Origin of the sequence: Nocardia sp. XZ_19_385 (assembly GCF_015355755.1) — a bacterium.
Lineage (GTDB): Bacteria > Actinomycetota > Actinomycetes > Mycobacteriales > Mycobacteriaceae > Nocardia.
The window spans coordinates 979883-998253 of the sequence record NZ_JACVEE010000002.1 but is presented as its reverse complement, the minus strand read 5'-3'; the positions used below and the strand labels follow the sequence as shown (position 1 = coordinate 998253).

17 protein-coding genes are annotated in these 18371 nt (G+C 66.9%); 8 read left to right on the top strand and 9 right to left on the bottom strand.

The genetic code is table 11. The features are described 5' to 3' along the window. The first annotated feature begins 5 nt into the window (after positions 1-5). The 7 genes from IBX22_RS17310 (at position 6) to IBX22_RS17280 (ending at position 7875) form a co-directional block, all read left to right on the top strand. Entirely contained in the window at positions 6-1484 is a 1479-nt protein-coding gene (locus IBX22_RS17310; protein WP_194816583.1) for an MCE family protein, read from the top strand. Continuing rightward, entirely contained in the window at positions 1481-2515 is a 1035-nt protein-coding gene (locus IBX22_RS17305; protein ID WP_194816582.1) for an MCE family protein, read from the top strand. The genes IBX22_RS17310 and IBX22_RS17305 overlap by 4 nt, the downstream gene beginning before the upstream one ends. Further along, the gene (locus IBX22_RS17300) at positions 2515-3507 is read left to right on the top strand and encodes an MCE family protein (RefSeq protein ID WP_194817756.1); all 993 of its coding nucleotides are present in this window, start codon (positions 2515-2517) and stop codon (positions 3505-3507) included. The genes IBX22_RS17305 and IBX22_RS17300 overlap by 1 nt, the downstream gene beginning before the upstream one ends. Further along, positions 3507-4616, top strand: coding sequence for an MlaD family protein (locus IBX22_RS17295; protein ID WP_194816581.1), 1110 nt, complete (start codon positions 3507-3509; stop codon positions 4614-4616). The genes IBX22_RS17300 and IBX22_RS17295 overlap by 1 nt, the downstream gene beginning before the upstream one ends. Positions 4617-4624: 8 nt before the next feature. After that, a complete protein-coding gene (locus IBX22_RS17290; RefSeq protein ID WP_228538850.1) occupies positions 4625-5713 on the top strand; it encodes an MCE family protein in 1089 nt (362 codons plus the stop codon). After that, a complete protein-coding gene (locus tag IBX22_RS17285; RefSeq protein WP_194816579.1) occupies positions 5710-6888 on the top strand; it encodes an MlaD family protein in 1179 nt (392 codons plus the stop codon). The genes IBX22_RS17290 and IBX22_RS17285 overlap by 4 nt, the downstream gene beginning before the upstream one ends. A gap of 201 nt (positions 6889-7089) precedes the next feature. Further along, positions 7090-7875, top strand: a complete 786-nt coding sequence (locus tag IBX22_RS17280) for a hypothetical protein (RefSeq protein ID WP_194816578.1) — start codon at positions 7090-7092, stop codon at positions 7873-7875. Between the two features lie 73 nt (positions 7876-7948). On the opposite strand, the gene IBX22_RS17275 is transcribed toward IBX22_RS17280, so the two are convergent. The 8 genes from IBX22_RS17275 to IBX22_RS17240 form a co-directional block, all read right to left on the bottom strand. Next, positions 7949-8521 (bottom strand): ribonuclease H, encoded by a 573-nt coding sequence (locus IBX22_RS17275; protein WP_194816577.1) that lies wholly within the window; start codon positions 8519-8521, stop codon positions 7949-7951. Positions 8522-8531: 10 nt separating this feature from the next. Beyond that, on the bottom strand, positions 8532-9002 hold the full coding sequence (locus IBX22_RS17270) for an SRPBCC family protein (protein ID WP_194816576.1): 471 nt from the start codon (positions 9000-9002) through the stop codon (positions 8532-8534). A gap of 101 nt (positions 9003-9103) precedes the next feature. Continuing rightward, positions 9104-10303, bottom strand: coding sequence for an L-2-hydroxyglutarate oxidase (lhgO, locus tag IBX22_RS17265; protein ID WP_194816575.1), 1200 nt, complete (start codon positions 10301-10303; stop codon positions 9104-9106). After that, positions 10300-10935: a hypothetical protein gene (locus IBX22_RS17260; RefSeq protein ID WP_194816574.1), complete on the bottom strand. Its 636-nt coding sequence runs from the start codon at positions 10933-10935 to the stop codon at positions 10300-10302. The genes lhgO and IBX22_RS17260 overlap by 4 nt, the downstream gene beginning before the upstream one ends. Before the next feature lie 377 nt (positions 10936-11312). Then, positions 11313-12104, bottom strand: coding sequence for a TIGR03084 family metal-binding protein (locus IBX22_RS17255; RefSeq protein ID WP_194816573.1), 792 nt, complete (start codon positions 12102-12104; stop codon positions 11313-11315). Positions 12105-12165: 61 nt separating this feature from the next. Beyond that, positions 12166-13521 carry a hypothetical protein gene (locus tag IBX22_RS17250; RefSeq protein ID WP_194816572.1) on the bottom strand — a complete coding sequence of 452 codons (1356 nt, stop codon included), beginning with the start codon at positions 13519-13521 and terminating at the stop codon, positions 12166-12168. 32 nt (positions 13522-13553) lie between these two features. Next, a complete protein-coding gene (locus tag IBX22_RS17245; protein WP_194816571.1) occupies positions 13554-14636 on the bottom strand; it encodes a PrsW family intramembrane metalloprotease in 1083 nt (360 codons plus the stop codon). Next, positions 14633-15250 (bottom strand): hypothetical protein, encoded by a 618-nt coding sequence (locus IBX22_RS17240; protein WP_194816570.1) that lies wholly within the window; start codon positions 15248-15250, stop codon positions 14633-14635. The genes IBX22_RS17245 and IBX22_RS17240 overlap by 4 nt, the downstream gene beginning before the upstream one ends. A gap of 228 nt (positions 15251-15478) precedes the next feature. On the opposite strand from IBX22_RS17240, the gene lon reads away from it, so the two are divergent. Continuing rightward, complete coding sequence (lon, locus tag IBX22_RS17235; protein ID WP_309234649.1) at positions 15479-17866, top strand: endopeptidase La; 2388 nt, start codon at positions 15479-15481, stop codon at positions 17864-17866. Positions 17867-17919: 53 nt separating this feature from the next. Here lon and IBX22_RS17230 read toward each other — a convergent pair whose 3' ends face one another. Continuing rightward, positions 17920-18360 (bottom strand): PaaI family thioesterase, encoded by a 441-nt coding sequence (locus IBX22_RS17230; protein WP_194816569.1) that lies wholly within the window; start codon positions 18358-18360, stop codon positions 17920-17922. Between the last annotated feature and the right edge of the window lie 11 nt (positions 18361-18371).

Below are 18371 nucleotides of genomic sequence, written 5' to 3'. Positions count from 1 at the left end.
GCGAGATGATCATTGATCCGAGTGGGCGCGGGCCCACGATGCGGCAGCTGATGGTGGCCGGTGTGGCGGGACTTATCGTCTTCGCGCTGATCATGGGCTTCCTGATGGCTCGCTACCGCGGCTATTTCGTGCCGAAGGTGAATGTGGTCGCGCAGTTGACCACCACCGGCGACGGACTCCCGGCCAAGGCGGATGTGAAGTTCCGCGGCGTGCTGGTGGGCGCCGTCAAGGACGTCGACGTCGCGGCCCGGGGCGAAACGCAGAACGTCCGGATCGAGATGAAACCCGATCTGGCCAAGGGCGTTCCGTCCAATGTCACCGCGCGTGTGGTGCCGTCCAACCTGTTCGCTGTCACCTCGGTCGAGCTGGTCTTCAACGGTCCGTCCGATCAGTTCCTGCGCGAGGGCGCGGTGATCGAGGAGGATCGCAGCCAGGGCACCATCGCGTTGCAGGACACCCTGACCTCGGTCGAGAAGGTACTCGACAAGATCGACCCGGTGCAGTTCGGCCGCGTGCTCGGCACGCTGTCGCAGGCGCTGGACGGCAGCGGCCGGATGCCCGGCTCCACCGTCGAGCGGCTGGATCGCTGGCTGCTGTCGGTGGACCAGTCGATCCCGGATCTCGGTGTGATGCTGGGTGACTTCGCGGGCTCGCTGCACGCGCTGAACCAGTCCGCGCCGGAACTGCTCGACGTGGTGAACAGCTCGGTGCAGACCGCGCGCACCATCGCCGATCGCCGCGCCCAGCTGGTCGAGCTGATCACCGGCACCAGCTCCACCGTGGACAAGGTGAACGATCTGTTCGCGCGCAATCCCGATGTGGGCAAGCAGCTCACGGCCGGCACCAGTGACACCTTCGGCGCGCTGGCCGCGGATCCGCAGTCCGTCACCCAGGCGATCGTGAACCTGGGCAATTCGACGGCCAAGCTGAACACCGTCTTCACCTGGGGTCCGCAGAAGCAGATGGTGTGGAACCTCGGACTGACCTTCACTCCGTACAAGCCGTGGACCGCCGCGGACTGCCCGCGCTACGACGAGCTGGCCGGACCGAGCTGCGCCACCGCGCCGGCGGAGGCGATCCTGCCGCCGCTGCCGGAGAATCTGAAGCCACGCAGGCTGGACTCGTCCATCGGCTTGCCCGCGTTGCTGCCGATCCCGGGTCTGCCGATGATCCCGGGCCTGACCACCGAAGGTGCGCCCGCGCCGACCGCACAGGATCCGACCAAGCCGTTCGCCGGCACTCCGCTGGAGGGTCTGTTCCCGTGGCTGCCGGGTCTGCTCGGCGGCGAGCCGGCGCCCGCGGCCCCCGCCGCTCCGGCGGAACAGCCGGAGGTCAAGCCGGCCGCCGCGCCCATCTCCTACCAAGGCGAGGACGCGATGACGCAGCTGCTCGGTCGCAAGCCGACGGCGTCGGAAGTGTTGTTGCTGAGCACGATCATGAGGAACGGAACCCTGCAAGTGACTCCAAGTGGGGGTAGCCGGTGAGTATCAAGAAACCACTGATCGGCTTCGGTCTCTTCGCGATCGTCTCGATCCTGGTGACCGTGGTCGTCTGGAACACCTTGGCGCGCATCGTGCCCGGCGACACCAGGACCTACTCGGCCGTCTTCAGCGACGTGCTCGGTCTGCGCGAGGGCGATGACGTCCGGATGGCGGGTGTGCGTGTCGGCAAGATCGAGAAGATCGAGCTGGACTCGAAGAACAATGCCAAGGTGACCTTCATCGTCCAGGCCGACCAGACGGTCTACGACGACACCAAAGCGCTGGTCCGCTACCAGAACCTGATCGGCCAGCGCTACGTCGCGCTGGCCCCGGGCCAATCCTCGTCGCCGCAGCCGCTGAAGAACAAGGCGACCATTCCGCTGGAGCACACCGAACCGTCCTTCGACGTGTCGGCGCTGCTCAACGGTTTCCAGCCGCTGTTCCAGGTGCTGCAGCCCGACCAGGTGAACCGCCTGTCGGAGACCTTCATCCAGGCGCTGCAGGGTGACGGCGTCTCGTTGAGCGCGTTCGTCGCCCAGGCCGCGGCCTTGGCCTCGGACTTCCAGCGCCGCGACGTCATCCTCACCGACGTGATCGTGAACCTGTCCGGCGTGATGCAGGGGCTGGCCAAGCGAGGTGATGAATTGGAGACCCTGGTGACCCAGACCCGGTCACTGATCGGCGGGTTGTACGAACAGGGCCAGTCGCTGCAGACCTCGACGGTGGCGATCGCGGACGCGACCAGCTCGCTGGTCGACATGATCGGCAAGGTGCAGCCGAAGATCCAAGAGGCGCAGAACTCCACGCGCTCGGCACTGACCCTGTTGATCGCCACGGGCGCGCAGCTCGATCAGGCGGCGGTCGATTTGCCCGCCGTCCTCGCCAACGCGGGTGTCTTCACCTCCGAAGGCACCTTCGCCAACGCCTATCTCTGCCATCTGGATATCTCGCTGTACGGGGTGTTGTTCCCGCGCGGTTTTATCGAGCGGACCGGACTCGGCGGCAAAACTCACTCGGCGGTGTGCAGGCCATGATGACCAAACTCAAGCGCAGATTCGACAACAACCGCTACTTCTGGCTCGGCATCCTCGGTGCTGCCGTCGTCGTGGTGCTGCTGGTGGTCTCCAGCGTGTTCCGGCTCCTCGGGGTCGGCGACCAGACGGTGAAGGCGGAATTCGCCCAGGCCGCCGGCATCCGCGTCGGCGACAAGGTGGACGTCGCCGGCGTGCCGGTGGGCACCGTGGCCGGGGCGAAGATCGAGGGCGATCACGTCCTGCTGGAGCTGAACGTCAACAGCGACCTGAAGCTGGGCCCGGACGCGCGCGCGTCCATCAAGATGGCCACGCTGCTCGGCGCTCGCTATGTCGACCTGGAACCGGGCGACGGCTCCGGCCTGCCCGGCAAGCGAATCCCGAAGTCCAACACCGACGTTCCGTACAACCTCGCGGACGTGGTGCAGATCGGCACGCCGAAGTTCGAGGCGCTCGACACGCAGAAGCTCAACGAGTCGCTGAACCTGATCAACCAGGAACTCAGCAACCCGGAGCTGATGGCCCAGGCGCTCGACTCGGTCGGTGCGCTGGCCAAGGTCATGGACAAGCGCAAGACCGAGGTGGACGGCCTGCTCAAGGACCTGAACAAGGTCACCCAGCTGCTCGCCGACAACCGCAACAGCGTGCTGCTGATCATCACCCAGGGTGAGGCGATCGCCAACCGGGTGATGGAACGCCAGGGTCTGCTGCGTCAGCTGCTCGACAACGTGGCCACGCTGACCCGCCAGCTGCAGGAGCTCGGCGCCGAGAACGACGGTCAGCTCGGGCCCACGCTGGACCAGCTCAACACCGTGGCCGAGGGCCTGCAGAAGAACAAGGACAACCTGGACCGGCTGCTGTCCATCGCGCCGACCTCGGTGCGCTACCTGGCCAACGCCTGGGGCAGCAACGGCAACTACGCCGAAGTCGGCCTGCCGTGGCTGTTCCCCGACAACTGGCTGTGCCGGGTGTCCGTGATCGAGGGGTGCCAGTGATGAACGTGAGGACCCTGTTGAGGAATCAGAAGCTCCGTCGCTCAGTCTTACTGGGCGCGACCGCGCTGGCCATCGGCAGCTGCTCGATCTTGCCGAGCTCGGTGAACAACGCGCTCGGCACCACCACGCGCATCACCGCCGACTTCGAGAACATCGCCGGTATGTACGAGGGCAACCCGATCACGGTGCTCGGGTTGCAGGTGGGCAAGGTCGACAAGATCGTGCCCAAGGGCACCTTCGTCGAGGTGCACATGTCCATCGACAACGACACCAAGATCCCCAAAGAGGCGATCGCCGCGATCATCTCGCCGTCCATCGTCACCGACCGGCACATCGAGCTGACCCCGGTCTACACCGGCGGCGACGCGCTGAAGGACGGCGAGCACCTGCCGTTGCAGCGCACCCGCACTCCGGTCGAACTGGACACGATGATCAAGACCATCGACCAGTTCGCGGCGGCGCTCAAGCCGCAGGAAGGCCAGGAGGGCATCGGCGCGCTCTCCGGCCGGGTGCTGTACCCGATGGTGAACGGCAACGGCGAGAAGATGCGCGACACCCTCAACGCGCTGTCCGGCGCGTTGAAGGTCGGCGTCGACAACAAGGACGCGGTCTCCAACATCATCATCAAGCTCAACGAGCTGACCACGATGCTGGCCGAAAACGACCAATCGGTGCGCGATTTCAGCAACCGGATGACTCAGATGACCGGCTTGCTGGCCGAGCAGGCACCCGGTCTGCAAGCGACGCTGCAGCAGATCAACGACTTCCTGGCCAACACCAGCTCGGTGTTCGTGCAGTACGAGGACAAGCTGTCGGGCACGCTCACCGGCTTGACCACCGTGACCGACCAGCTGCGCGCGAACGCCTACGGCCTCACCGAGATCGTCGACACGGCACCGATGCTGCTGCAGAACATGGACCGCGTGGTGAACCGCGACAAGCAGTTCATCCGGCTGCACGGCGTCATCGGCACCGCGCTCAGCGGCGAGATCGTCAGCGTGTTCTGTGAGCGGATCCAGATGCGGGCCGACGGCTGCCGCACCGGCAACATGCAGGACTTCGGGCCGGACTACGGTCTGACCGCCGCACTGCTCGGACTGACGAAATGACGAACCGAATGAGCAAGGCTCGTAAAGCGATTGTGGCACTGGCGGGGGTGGCGGCCATCGGGGTCAGCTCCGGTTGCGGGTTCACCGTCGAGGAGTTGCCGCTGCCCAAGCCGGGCCCCGGCGACGACACCTACATCCTGCACGCGGTCTTCGAGAACGCGCTGAATCTGCCCGATCAGGCCAAGGTGAAGATCGGTGGTTCCGATGTCGGCGTGGTCTCCAACATCAAGACCAAGAACTTCCAGGCCGTCGTCGACCTGACCATCCGCAAGGACATCGAATTGCCCAAGGGCAGTACGGCGGAACTGCGGCAGGCGACCCCGCTCGGCGATGTCTTCGTCGCGGTCTCCAAGCCGAAGACCGATCCCGGCGTGCAGATGCTCCAGGACGGCGACACGTTGCCGCTGGATGTGACCTCGGCCGGCGCCACCGTCGAAGAGCTGTTGCTCTCGGTCTCCATGCTGTTCAACGGCGGCGGCATCGCCAGCCTGAGCCGGCTGACCTCGGAGCTGGACTCCATCGTCGGCGGCCGCGGCGACCAACTCGCGCATCTGATCAAGGAAATGACCGGTGTTGTCGGCAGTCTCAACGCCAACACCCAGCACATCGACAACGTGCTCGGGAACTTCAGCACGCTGGCCACCACCATCGAGGTCCGGCGCAACGAACTCGGTGAGGTCGCCGACACCCTGCCGCCGATGATCGGCGCGGTCGCGGAGAACAACCGGGCGCTCGGGGATCTGCTCACCAAGGTGGCGACCACCAGCGCGGCGCTCGGGGACTTCTCGAACACCACCGGTGATCAGCTGGGCGACCTGCTGGTGAATCTGCGCAACCTGATGGACGCGCTGGCCGCGACCGGCGACAAGTTCGGGTACGCGCTCGACCAGCTGCACGAGATCCGGCCGAAGGCCGACGCCAGCTTCAAGGGCAAGGGCTTGGCCACCTACGCCACCCTGACCATGTTCGATGTCGGTCTGCTGACCGACCCGGCGAACAGCAAGATGTTCGACCTGAACGATCTGTCCGACTTCACGGGCAGCTTCCTTCAGGTACTGCAGGTGATTCAGAACCGGGTGGAGGGGGGCCAGCGATGAACAGAGTCGGAAACGTGCTCCGAAGCAAGCTGTTCCTGTCCAACGCGGGGCTGGTCCTGGTGCTGATCGTCGGCGCCACCTACCTGTTGATCAGCATCATGCGGGTCAATCCGCTGCAGGAGACCTACTCGGTCACGGTCAATCTGGACCGCTCCGGCGGCTTGCAGCCCGGCAACGATGTGACCCTGCGTGGCTACCGGGTCGGCAAGGTCAAGTCCATCCAGTTGACCAATCGGGGTCAGGCCATCGCCGCGACCGCCGAGATCGATTCCGATTACCGGATCCCGCAGGACACCCTGATCTCGGTGCAGGCGCTGTCCGGCGTGGGTGAGCAGTACATCGATTTCCGGCCGGAGGGTGAGCAGGGCCCGTTCCTGCGTGACGGCTCGGTGGTCGACTTCGATGCCTCGCGGATCAAGACCCCGACTCCGGTCTGGTCGGTGCTCGACAACACCACCGCCCTGATCTCGCAGGTCGACCCGGACAAGTTCGCCGTCATCCTGTCCGAGCTGGATATCGCGCTCAGCGGTGGCCCGGATCAGCTGCGCGGCCTGGTCAACGGCATCAGCCTGGCCTCCTACGGCCTGGATAATCTGCTGCCGCAGACCACCAACCTGATCGCGAACCTGCAGACCATCACCGAGACCACCTCGCACGCTCAGCCCGACCTGGCGACCCTGACCGCGAATTCCGGTGTGCTGTTCAACCAGTTCAACAACGCCAACGCGGAGCTGCAGGCGATCCTGGATCAGGCCCCGGGACAGTTCTCCAGCCTGGGCGCGGTGCTGGACCGGACGGCCGATCCGATCACCAGCCTGGCCGCCAACTTCGTGGCTATCACCAAGGCCGCGCAGTTGCGCAAGCCGGCGCTGCGGGCGTTGTTCCCGTCGCTGGCGCTGGGACTGGACGCGCTCGGCGTGCCCGCCCACGATGGTGAATTCCACACCATCCTCGATGTCTGGCCCCGCCCGACCTGCTACTACGACACCCCGATGATCCGTAACGAGGTCGTGTCGGACAACACCATGCCCAAGTGGAACTACTGCGTGAATCCGCCTCCGGGCCAGCAGATCCGGGGCGCGGCCAATGCGCCGCGTCCAGACGTGCCGAACAACGGCGCGCAGATGCCGCCGAACGCCGATCCGAACGAACGGACGTTGCCGCCGGTGCGGTGAGCGAACGAAGTGAGCGAACCATGTCACAGCGTGCCTGACACATGCCGAAGCCGAGCGTCAGCGAGGCGCAGGCATGAGTCACACCCCGTCCGAGGGCACTCCCACTGGACGGGGCATACTCGCAGCAACGCGTACGGTTCGCCCAGGTGAGCCGCTAGCCGATCGGCGCCCCCGGGCGCCGGGAAAGTGCAGGTTGTATCGATGTCCAAGGACGACGCCGACACCAACAAAGACGCCGAGGTCACCGAGAAGATCGAGGCTACGGACAAGGCCGAGGCCGATAAGACGGTCAAGGCCGAGACCGCCGCGGTGACGGCGAAGCCGGACCTGGCCAAGAAGGACGCCAAAGCCGACGTTCCGAAGGCCGCGGACTCCCCCGCCGGTTCCGGGGGTCGCTCCTCGAACCTGGTGCCGATCATCGCCGCTTTCGCCGCCGGCATCCTGCTCGTCGCGGCGGCCACCGCCGTGACCCTGTTCTACATGCAGGCCAGCAAGAAGAGCGACGAGCTGGCCGCCATCGACTCCGCCACCAAGACTGCCTGCGCCTTCGGCCGCGACGTCTCGACCTATGACTTCTCCAAGGACCTCCCCGCCTACTTCAGCAAGGTCAAGGACGGCGCCACCGGCGAGTTCCTCAAGGAATTCGACGACGCCAGCAAGGCGCTGAGCGACGCCATGGTGCAGGCGCAGGTGAAGTCCTGGACCGACAACGTCGAGTGCGGCTACCAGTCCGGCGACACCAGCCAGGCCAAGGTGCTGGTCACGCTGGCCAACTACCGCACCAACTTCACCCAGGCCACTCCCGATCGGCAGTACGTCGCGATCGTCGCGGATCTGCAGTACACCGACGGCAAGTGGAAGGTGAGCAAGCTGGATTCGCCGATGCTCAAGGGCGCGGGCTCCGCGCTGCCGGGCGCGACGAACCCCGCGCCGCAGGCGAACACCCCCGCCCCGGCGCCGAGCGGTGAGCCGAAGCCGGGTAACTAGCCCCCCAGGGCAAAGAAAGAGCCTCCGGCGCAGTGGGTCCCAGTACCACTGAGCCGGAGGCTCTTTTGGCTGCTCAGAACAGGGTCAAGGTCTGAGCAGCCGCAGGCGCGGACGCCTTCTCCGGGGTCGGTGCCGGAGTCGGCTTCGCGGGCGCCGCCGGTGCCTTCTCGGCCACCGGCTTATCTACTGGCAGCGCCGTGTCGGTGCTAGGCCCTGCCGCTGCCGCCTTCCGTGCTGCTTCCCCAGCCAGCACGTCAGCCTTTTCATTGAAGTAATTCCCCACGTGCCCGCGCACCCAGCGGAACCGCACCGGTCCGGGACGGGTGGCGATGGCCCGATCGATCTGCTTGATGATCTCGACGTTCTTCACCGCGCCGCCGCTGGCGGTGCGCCAGCCGTTGATCCGCCAGCCGTTGATCCACTCCGAGGAGCATTTGATGGCGTAGAGCGAGTCGCTCTCGATGAGCAGCGGCTCGGCTCCCGGGTGCGCGATGATCGCCTCGTACACCGCCCGCAGCTCGGCGATCTGGTTGGTACCGGACGCGCCTCCCCCATTGTTGGATCCCCCCTGGTGATTGACCCAAGCCCAGCCGATGGCGCCGCCGGGGTTGCGGAGGCAGGATCCGTCGGTGCTCACGATGATCATGGCTGGCACCCTACGCAATCCGGCCGACAAGATCGGTACCGTGGAATTCCTCTATCTCCCTTCGCAATTGCGACTCGGTGCGGCGTAGCGCCGAGCGCACCGCGGAATCCACCAGGCGGGCGCATACGCGGCCGGTGAATCCTCGCGGAGCAGAGTACTCCGCTTCGGAGGTGAGCACCGCACGCCCGTAGCCGAGCGGATCGAAGCGCAAGGTCAGCGTCCCGGAAAGCGGACCACGCAGGGTATAGCCGATCACCACATTGCGGCGGTACTCGGTGATTTCGCAGTCCAGAACAGGTCGCCAGATCGCGATCCGGGCGGTGGCGGCGTACCGGGCGCCGAGGCCGTGGTCCATCTCGCCGATCGGTTCGAACGCGCCGACGGCGAACATCCAGTCCGGAACGAAGACGTAGTTGTCGGTGTAACTGAACGCCGCCTCAACTGGAGCGCCGACATCGCTCGCGTACTTGATGTGGCCCATGCGGCCCTCCCTGCCCGATTTCCGGCGGCGATCCACGGCTGCGCTAAAAGTACTACAGCTCTCCTCTTTATTAAGGCTTATCCGGGAATCCCCGCGAAACTTCAGCTGCGCAGCAAATCGACGATGTGGGCGGCGATCGGCATGGCCGAGGTGGCGGCGGGTGAGGGTGCGTTGAGGACGTGCACCATGCGCGGCGTGCGTTCGATCATGAAGTCGTGCACCAGGGTTCCGTCGCGCAGCACCGCTTGGGCGCGGATGCCCGCCTCTTTCGGCTGCAGGTCGGCGAGCGTCAATTCCGGGCAGTAGCGACGGCATTCCGCCAGATAGCCGCGCTTGAACAGGGAGTTGCGCAGTTCCCGCACACCGGTTCTCAGGTGGTTTCGCGCGACGTGGTGCAGGCCGCGGTAGCCGAGGACCTCGCGGGCGTCGCGCAGGTCGACGCTGCCTTTGCGGTAGCCCTCGCGGGCGAGACCGAGCACCGCGTTCGGGCCGACGGTCAGGGAGCCGTCGATGGTCGGGCTCAGATGGACGCCGAGGAACGGGAGGCTCGGATCGGGCACCGGATAGATCAGGGTGCGCACCAGGCCTTTTCGTTCCGGTGGCAGCTGGTAGTACTCGCCTCGGAAGGGCACGATGCGAAAATCGGTGGGCAGGCCCGCGAGCCGGGCCATGCGATCCGCTTGCAGGCCCGCGCAAACGACCAGCTGCCGGGCGGTCCAGGAACCGGCCGGGCCGGTCGCGGTGACCGTATCGCCGGTTTCGGTGAGGGCCGTGACCTCCGCACCGAGCACAATTTCCCCGCCCGCTCGGCGTACCGAATCAGCGAGTGCGACAACAACTTTCGTGAAGTCGATGATGCCAGTGCCCGGGACGAACAGGGCGCCGGTGCCGGTGACCCGGGGTTCGCGGCGGCGCAGCTCGGCGGCATCCAGCAGCTCGACTTCGACACCGTTGCTGACCGACCGCTCGTGCAGGGCCAGCATGCGCCGATACTCCCCGGAATCGGTGGCTACCAGCAGTTTTCCGCAGACTTCGAACGGAATGCCCTGCGCGGCCGCGAATTCCTTGGTCCACTGTGCGCCGCGGCGGCACAGTTCGGCCTTCAGGCTGCCCGGCTCGTAGTAGATGCCGGAATGGATGACACCACTGTTGTGCCCGGTCTGGTGGGTGGCCAGGGCCTGGGATTTCTCCAGCAGGACCAGGCTGGATCCGGGATAACGACGCAGGATTTCGTCTGCGGTGGCGACGCCGACGATGCCGCCGCCGAGCACGCAGAAGTCGTACGGAGTGGAGGTCGTCACACGGTAATGGTGCCAGGCGTGGACGCCGGTGCGGGGCTGCGGTTCAACTGGATCGCGTGCTCGCCGAGTGCCGGGTCGGAGAAGACCAGGGTGACGCCGGAGCGGGTGTCGAGTTCGGTGCGCAGGCGCGTGACGCCGGGCAGTTCGTCCTGTGCGCCGAGGCCCTCGCGGACCGGTTCGGACAGCAGGATGTTCGACAGCGTCGAGAACACGTTGGTATCGAGGGTGATTGCGAAGGTATTGGTGCGGACCGGCGCGACGTGCGCGCCGACGTAGGCGGTATCGCCCAGATGCAGCGTCCCGGCCAGCCCAGGCGGTGTGCCCGGCACGGTCGAAACGACCTGCGGGACAACCTGTTCCGGTACGGCAGTGGGTGTCCGGAAATGCGCGGGCAGTGGGGTGTGCTCGCTGGTCAACAGCACTTTGCCGACGGCCGGATCGAATCCGGGCTCGTCCGAGGTGGATTCGCCGGGCTCGAGCGCCGGGGCGGGCGGCGCTGACTCCGAACGCTGGATATCGGTCATCTGGCTCATGATGTAAGCGCCTGCGGCGCCGGTGAACCCGATACTTGCGGCACCGGCGAGCACGATGGCGATATGCCGGATGACCTGGGCAGGATTGTGTGCGTGCACGATGCTTCCCCTTCCCTGGGCGCCCCTTATCTCCCCTGACGACGGCCCGCATCGTTGAAAGCCGTACGCCCGTCCAGATTACGGCCCCGGGTGCGACGCCCGCGCGTACGTGCGAGCAGGATCACAACGCGCGGTGCGCAAGTGTGAACTCTGCGAATGCGGGTAGATGACACCGGCATGTTTCTGGAAGGCGTCTTACGGGTAAATAGGGGGGTAGTCGGCGAGCGTCATCCTCGACTGCCACATCGAGACACCCGGCCAACGGCGTCCGGCCGACACGAACGGCGCACCCAAGTGTGATGCTCGCCGGCTCCCGAATTCTCGGATCGGGGGCCGGGTGGCTCCGGCCGGACTTCGCGTCCGGCCGGTTACCCGTTTCAGCTGAACTGACCCGCTTTTCGTCCTTCGCCGGTGGGTCCGGCGAAGGCCTGCGCGATGGTCAGCCAATGCGTGGCGTCCGCACCCTTCGTCTCCAGCGCCAGATCGTCACGATGACGGCGCTGTGTCACCAGCAGGCAGAAGTCCAAGGCCGAGCCCGTGATTCGCTGCTCCGCGTCCGCCGGGCCCCAGGTCCACACCGAACCGTCGGGCGCGCTCAGCTCCACCCGGAACTCCTCCGCGGGCGGATTCTCGCCGCGCACCTGATAGGCGAAGTTCCTGGTCCGGACCCCGATGTGGGCGATATTGCGCAGCCGCGCGGCCGGCGCGCGGGTGGCGCCGAGGGCGTCCGCGACGTCTTGGCCGTGGGCCCAGGTCTCCATGATGCGGGCGGTGATCATCGAGGCCGCGCTCATCGGCGGGCCGAACCAGGGCAGCTTGGTTCCGGCGGGCACCGCGCGCAGCGCGTCGATCAGCCCGGTGCGGCCGCGCTGCCACCGATCCAGCAGCTCCGCGGGCGGCGCCGTGGCGGCTTCCGCTGCCGCTTCGTCGACGAAGGTGAGCGCCTTCGGCCCGGCCTCGGCGACCAGGGCCATGAAGCGTTCGGCATCGGCGGCGGCGATGGTGGCGACCTCGTCGGTCCAGGCGAGGTGGCCGATCTGGTGCGCGACGGTCCACCCCTCGGCGGGCGTGAGCCGCGCCCAATCCGCCGGGGCCAGCGGGGCAACCAGCGATTCCAGGTCCGCGCATTCCGCGGCGAAATCGCCGAGCAGCGCCTCTAGGTCAGCCATGCCGCTCAGCATCGCAGCGGGGTCGGAAAAATGCAAGCACGCGTGCTTGTTTATCGCGCGGTCACCAACCGAACAGCACCAGGTGCGCCGCACCCACCACCAGCCCGAGCAGCGCACCGTGCAGATACAACAGCCACGCGTCCTGCTCGACCGAGGCGTAGAACATCTCCATGAACTCCCCCGGGCTCAGCTGCTGCAGCTTGCGCGCGGCGAACTCATCGATCTTCTTTGCCTGCTCGCGGGAGAACTCCTCGTCGGCGATCATGCTCGGTGCCAGGCCCACCGCCGCCCCGGCCGCGCCGACCTTCAGATTGTCGAACTGCCGCTTACCGAACGCGGCCCGCACCATCGACGTGGTCGGGCCCAGCTGCCGGTGGATCTCATCGGCGACCAGGCGCTCGATCAGCTGCCGGGTCTTGTCGCCGTTGGGGCCATCGAGTAGTTCGCTCGCCAGATTCGGCAGCGTCAATACCTGATAGGCCAGGATGTGCGCGAGATCCGTCGCCGCCTGCGGCTGCCGCTTGGCCAGCAGCGCCTGCCGCCACAGGTACTTGTAGCGCGGCTGTGGATCGCCCGGCTCGAACACCATTTTGACCGCGATGACATTGACAGTCACACCGATCGCCGCCGCGCCGGCCAGCACGATCACCCACGCGGGCAGCCAGCCGATGATCGGAATCTGCTGGTGCACATGCAGATACAGCGCCATCAATAGGCCGAACGGCCCGCCGAGCAGGCCGATCCGCACCATGAACTTCAGTTCCGGGGCCGCGATGGTGGTGGTCAGGTCCTTGAGGATGTACGGGTTGTCCTGCAGGTACCGGATGACGAAGCTCTTGATATCGATGAGCTGATCGATGTTGTCGCCGAGGGTTTCGAAGGCACGCTCGCACAGCGCCGGCAGTTCCTTGTCGATGCGCTGGTAGATCACCTGCTTGACCTGCCGCGGCACCGACCGCCACAACTCCGGGTTCTCCCGGTACATGATCTCGTCGACGATCGGTTTCACCTGGGCGCGGGCCAGTTCGGCGATGTAGTCGGCGATGCCGTCGAGGTCGAGCTCGTGGATGAAGTCGCGGGGGCTGCCGATCCGCATCAGCGCTTTGTCGACGCAGATACTGGCCATCTTCTCCGCCCGCGCCGGAATGAAGCCCTGGAAGCCGAGCCGCCGCCCGTCACCGGAGAAGGTGGGCAGCACCTGGACCCGGCGCGGGAAATACGGATACAGCAGATGCAGGCCCGGAATCCGGATACCGCGGAACTGCACTGGCCAGAACAGCATCAGCACGCCGGTCCAGTTGGTGAGCCAGCCGGCCAGCGCGCTGAAGATCGGGAACGTGATCAGTTCGACCACGAACTTGGACTGGCCGGTCAGCTGCTCCCAGTCGATGAACACGCCGGAGGCGAGTGTCGCCATCGTGGGATCCCCCTAGAGCCTGACCTGAGAAGTTAAGGCCCCAACAGTCTCATTGCGTTCACAGGGGTGTCAACGCGGGCGGGCTGGTGCAGATAGGTGCCGAAGCCCTGCACCCAGTCGATCAGCCGGCGCTGCCGCCGCCGCAGGTCGCGCATGGTGGGACCGCCCGGACCGAGGCTGTGCCGGGTGGCCTGGCGGGCCATCCGGCGGGTGCGCCGGGTGATCAGCATGGCGGGTTCCTCGGCCGGAGCGATCCCCCGCTCGACGGCGGCGGAGATGGTGGAACGGAACCAGCGCCGCTCGCCCCGCAGCACCGCCGTGTAGATCAGCGCGAAGATCAGCACCGCCGCAACCATCCGCAGCCCCACGATGACGAGCGCCAGACCGTCGTCCGGCTGCGGCGAATCCCACAGGAAGTGGAACAGGACGCCGAGCAGATAGAACTGCACGAACACCCGGACCCGTTTGGCCATCGGCCAATCCGAGCGTGCGACGGCCTGCACGATGCCGATGCCGGCGAGCGCGGTGAGCATCCAGTGCGAGGTGATCCCGGTGACGAACCGCAGCGCGCCCACCAGGATCGCGTCGGCGGCCGTGGGCTGAGCCGCGTTCAGTCCGGCGTTGGCCTCGTAGGTGGCGTTCTCCACGACCTGGAAACCGAGTCCGGTGAATCCGCCGAGCAGCAGGCCGTGGATGGGCCGCCACAGCCGCGACCGGCACAGCCAGGCGACCACGAAGACACCCAGGCCCTTGATCGCCTCCTCGACGATCGGCGCGGAGATCGCGGCCTGCCAGTTGATGGCGAACGCGTCACCGGCCAGGTTCTTGATGACCTCGAGGTTGTGGTCGTTGGCCCACATGGCGACGCCCGGTCCGGCCAGTGCGCCCCAGAGAAAGCCCAGGACCAGGGGTCCGATGATCCAGCGATGTGCCCGCAGCCGGTCCAGGTGCAGGATCAGCCCGCCGAAGACGACGAGGCCGGCGAGCACGAACGGCGCGCCGGCGAGGCTGTCGCGCCAGGTCAGGAGCAGCACCGGCAGCAACTGGTAGAGCAGGCCGAGTCCGCCCGCGAGCAGCGCCGCGCAGTAGACCCAGAACACCGGGGATCTGATCACTGCTCGACCTGGAGCGTGTCGACGATCTGGTCCAGCTGATCCAGTGTCGCGTCGTCGCCGTGCAGCACCAGCGTCACCACGAGATTCTTGTTGCCGAGGATGGCGCAGACGCCCTTGGCCTCGGTGCCGCGGCAGACCGGTCCGGCGAATCCGTGCCGGTTCCACAGCTCCCAGTCCCGGTCCCATTCGGCGGGGAAGCCCTCGACGCCCAGCACCTTCAGCCGCCAGTCGGCCGCTGCGCCGAAGTCGGTCACGCCGTTGACGACGTTCACGGCGAGGACCGAATCGTCTCTGGTCAGCAGGGCGGCGGAGCCGTCGCCGGTCGCGCGGCGGTCCCAGCCGTCGACGCCGGCGAAGTTGACGGTGTCGGGTTCGGTGCCCGCCGCGGACAGCTCGATGACCGAACCCGCGCTCTGCGGGGTTTCCCGGTCCGGGACGACGAGGGCCAGGATCGCGGGAACGGCGATGAGCGCGGCCAGCACCACGAGGACGACAGCGGCGACTCTCCAGTCGACGCGCCGCGGCGGCGGGCTCTGCAGGACATCCGCCATCCGCACCGCGGGATTCCGCCAGGCGGGATCCGGATCCCAATCATCGTGTGGCACGCCACTCATATCCAACGCTCCGCTCGGCCTCTATCGCGTCAAGTAACCGAAGAAACTGGCCATCACCTGCGGCTCAGTCGGCCCAACGATAGGGCAGCCGGACGACCATTCCGGTGAGCGACGCGGCGCGGCTGCCAGCGCGTATTCGCCGACAGCGAACGTGGGCACGGATCTGGAACAAACCCGGAACGGGCGGGGTTGACTGGGCATCGCTCAACTTTCAGAAGGGTCGAAGACGTGACTACACCTCAGAACCTGCCGGTGCTGTTCCTCACCGATCCGATCGTGCTGCCGGGCATGGTCGTGCCCATCGAACTCGACGAATCCGCGCAGGCCGCGATCGATGCCGCGCAGGCTGCCAAGACGGATCAGGTACTCGTCGCACCCCGGCTGGACAACGGCTACGCCTCCTACGGTGTGGTCGCCACCATCGAGCAGGTCGGGCGGATGCGCGGTGGCGCGCCCGCCGCGGTCCTGAAGGCCGAACGGCGGGCCAAGATCGGTCACGGGGTCACCGGGCCGGGCGCCGCGCTGTGGGTCGAGGCCGAACCGGTCGAGTCCGGTGTGGCCGACGGACGCACCAAAGAGCTTGCGGCCGAATACAAGAAGCTCGTCGTCTCGGTGCTGCAGCGGCGCGAGGCCTGGCAGATCATCGACGCCGTCAATCAGCTCGACGATCCCTCCGCGATCGCCGACACGGCCGGCTACGCCTCCTACCTGACTGCCGACCAGAAGCGGGAACTACTCGAAACCCCGGATATCGCAGCGCGTTTGACCACGCTGATCGACTGGACCAAGGCGCACATCGCCGAGGCCGAGGTCACCGAGAAGATCAGTGACGAGGTGCGCGAGAACCTCGAGAAGACCCAGCGCGAATTCCTGCTGCGCCAGCAGCTCAACGCGATTCGCAAGGAACTCGGCGAGGACGAACCCGACGGCGCCGACGACTACCGGACCCGCGTCGAGCAGGCCGACCTGCCCGCCGAGGTGCGGGAAGCGGCGTTGCGCGAGGTGAGCCGGTTGGAGCGGTCCAGTGATCAGAGCCCGGAAACCGGGTGGATCCGCACCTGGCTGGACACCGTCCTGGAACTGCCGTGGACGGTGAGAACCGAGGACAGCACCGATATTTCGGCGGCGCGCGCGGTATTGGACGCCGATCACCACGGGCTGGACGAGGTCAAGGACCGCATGGTCGAGTACCTGGCCGTGCGTGCCCGCCGCGCCCAGCGCGGACTCGAAGTGGTCGGTGGCCGCGGCTCCGGCGCGGTGCTGGTGCTCGCCGGTCCGCCCGGCGTCGGCAAGACCTCGCTCGGTGAATCCGTCGCCCGGTCCCTGGGCCGCAAGTTCGTCCGCGTCGCCCTGGGCGGCGTGCGCGACGAGGCCGAGATCCGCGGCCACCGGCGCACCTACGTGGGTGCGCTGCCCGGCCGGATCGTGCGCGCCATGAAGGAAGCGGGATCGATGAATCCCGTTGTGCTGCTGGACGAGATCGACAAGGTCGGCGCGGACTTCCGCGGTGATCCGGCGGCGGCGCTGCTCGAGGTGCTCGACCCCGCGCAGAACCACACCTTCCGCGATCACTACCTGGATCTGGATCTCGACCTGTCCGACGTGCTGTTCATCGCCACCGCGAACGTGGTGGAGTCCATCCCCGGCCCGCTGCTGGACCGGATGGAGCTGATCACCGTCGACGGGTACACCGAGGAGGACAAGGTCGCCATCGCCCGCGACTTCCTGGTGCCGCGGCAGTTGGAGCGCAACGCGCTGACCGCCGAGGAGGTTTCGATCAGCGAGGCGGCGCTGCGGGAGATCGCGGCGAACTACACCCGGGAAGCGGGTGTCCGGCAGATGGAGCGGTTGGTCGCGAAAGCCTTGCGCAAGGCCGCGACTCGGCTCGCCTCGGCGCCGAGCCTGGGTTACGACACCGAACTGGGCTACGACACCGGTTCGGGCGCAACGGCTCTGACCATCGATCTCGATGACCTGAAGGACTACCTGGGTCGCCCGCGCTTCACCCCGGACGGGATGGAACGCACCGCGGTCCCCGGTGTCGCAACAGGTTTGGCGGTGACCGGCATGGGTGGCGATGTCCTCTACATCGAGGCCAACGCCGCCGAGGGCGAGCGTGCGCTCACCCTGACCGGGCAGCTCGGCGACGTCATGAAGGAGTCGGCGTCGATCGCCCTCACCTACGTGCGCTCGCACCTGGAGGAGATCGGCATCGAACCGAAGGTGCTGGACCGCAATATCCACATCCACTTCCCGGCGGGCGCGGTGCCGAAGGACGGTCCGTCGGCGGGCGTCACCATGGTGACGGCGCTGGTGTCGCTGGCGCTGGGGCGTCAGGTGCGCGCGGATGTGGGCATGACCGGTGAGGTCACGCTGAACGGGCGGGTCCTGCCGATCGGCGGCGTCAAGCAGAAGCTGATGGCCGCGCAGCGCAACGGTCTGAAGACGGTCTTCATCCCGGCCCGCAACGAACCGGACCTGGATGACGTCCCGGCCGAAGTCCTTGCCGCCCTGGATGTTCGCCCCGTCGCCGACGTGGCCGACATCCTGGCCTACGCCATCGAACCGGTGCGCGAAGCGTCGCTGACTGCCCCGAAGTTCGCCGCGACCGCCTGAGATAGCCGAACCGGGCCGGGCACGGAATCCTCCGTGCCCGGCCCGGTTTCGTTTCAGTTGCCGTCGAGGGTGCGCTCGACCGAGCGGGTAGTGCCCTGCGCCACGGCGCACAGCACCGGCTCGGAATCGTCTGTCTCGGCATAGATTTCGCAGCTGACGACCGCCTGGCGGCGGGTGGCGCCGGTGACCTTGGCTTCGGCGCGCAGCCGCGTGCCGGATGCCGGGCGCAAGTAGGTGATGGTGAAACCGCCGGTCAGGACATTCGCGCCGAGCACAGTGCCGGCCGCGAAGGTCAGGGCGTTGTCGGCGGCGTAGGACAGCACTCCCCCGTGCACGAAACCGAACTGCTGGCCGAGCTCCGGCCGGATCGGGATGATCAGGGTGGCGGCCCCGTCGCCGAAGGCGGTGACCTCGGTGCCTACTAGTTGGGCGAAGGGCTGGGCGGCCAGAACCTGCTGGGCGAGTTCGTGATTCAAGGTGATCGAGTCGGTCATCGGGAAGCTCC